Here is a 1,479-nt window from a genome sequence, read left to right as displayed (position 1 = left end):
AGAATTGTTGTAAACATGTGCATAACCGTAAACTTGTGCATTTTCGTAAACCTTAGCATCACCAAAAACCTTGGCATAACCATAGACTTTTGCATCATCACCTACCCAGCAATTACCATGATGCGATAGGTTGTCTTCTTTTTGTATATAGCCACCTAAATCACCTTTCTCGACGTTTCCAAAGTCTCGTAATGCGCGAATGCGGTGGAGAGTTTTGCCCCCAACTTCGATTGTTTCATCAGTAAGTTCGTATTTTTTTTCCATGTTTTAAGTCGCCCTTATCTTAAAACAGTGTCATTTCCAGATACTTTTGTATTTCCGGTTACTTTGGCATTCTCGCAAACTAGTGCACCACCAAACACACGGGCATTTCCAGAGATTTCTGCTTGACCGCCAATTTTAGCTTTTTCAGAAACATGTGCACCTTGGTGGACTGCGGCATCGCCATAAACCTTAGCCTTTCCAAAAACACGTGCATCATCTGCAATACATGCGGATTCAAAAACACAAGCATCGTCAAAAATTTCTGCGTTCTTTGAAATTATTGCATTACCGCCAATCTTTGCATCATGGTATATTCGTGCACTACCAGAAACAGAAGCTTTATCGTACACTTTCGCGTTCCCATAAATTTTTGCAAGTACGTGAACACGGGCATTACCGTAAACTTTTGCATGATTGAAAATGTGTGCACCACTCAAAATTTGTGCATCATCGAAAATTGTTGCGTTATCATAAACCAATGCACAATCTTGGATTAGTGCATTGGCATAGACTTTGGCATTCCCAAAAACCTTTGCACTATCTCCAACCCAGCAATTGCCATCATGTGATAAATTACCCTCATGCTCAATAAAACCACCAACGTCACCTTTCTTGACTCTTCCAAAGTCTCTCAATGCACGAATGCGGTGGAGAGTTTTGCCCCCAACTTCGATTGTTTCATCAGTAAGTTCGTATTTTTTTTCCATGGTTTTACTCCTTTAAGTTAGATTCTGCCTTTGTCGTTCTTGCAAAAGAACGGCATTGCATTGTGTGGTGAATTTTTTGAAAAGGTGGCGTCTTTTAAAAACGCCTTTAGCTTTTAAAGCACATCACAAGGACGCAAACGGTGTTGTTGTTCGTAAGAACCATACATTGCATCATCATATTCGCGCTGTTTTATATCATCTAAAAAAAAACCGTATGCTGTGCTGTGTAGAATAAAATCGTGAGGAATGTTTCCGTTGAAACACTGCTCTTCACATTCTTTAAGATAGAATTCGGCAATATCTTCAGAGATATCTTCGCAACGATTAGTCGTTGGTTCAATACGCAAAATTTGGACAGCATTATCGGCTTGGTCGATAAATTTGATCATGTCACTTTCTTCTAAGAAAGGACCAGATTTAGCGAGATTTTGCTCTTCATTTTCGCACATCACTAAGAGAATTTCATCAGAATTTATAAACACTGGTTTATTCACAAATGCCTCCATAC

2 protein-coding genes and 1 pseudogene are annotated in these 1,479 nt (G+C 39.3%); all 3 read right to left on the bottom strand.

What is annotated here, in order from left to right:
* Positions 1–264 (bottom strand): annotated as a pseudogene (locus PVV63_RS10175) (hypothetical protein); the annotation flags it as partial.
* 14 nt (positions 265–278) lie between these two features.
* Positions 279–971, bottom strand: a complete 693-nt coding sequence (locus tag PVV63_RS10170; RefSeq protein ID WP_273791749.1) for a hypothetical protein — start codon at positions 969–971, stop codon at positions 279–281.
* 113 nt (positions 972–1,084) lie between these two features.
* Complete coding sequence (locus PVV63_RS10165) at positions 1,085–1,465, bottom strand: hypothetical protein (RefSeq protein ID WP_273791750.1); 381 nt, start codon at positions 1,463–1,465, stop codon at positions 1,085–1,087.
* Between the last annotated feature and the right edge of the window lie 14 nt (positions 1,466–1,479).

Source organism: Bartonella sp. CM31XJBT (assembly GCF_028618555.1).
In the GTDB taxonomy this organism is placed as follows: domain Bacteria; phylum Pseudomonadota; class Alphaproteobacteria; order Rhizobiales; family Rhizobiaceae; genus Bartonella.
Note: the sequence above shows the minus strand (reverse complement) of the source record. Positions and strands in the feature narration are given on the sequence as shown.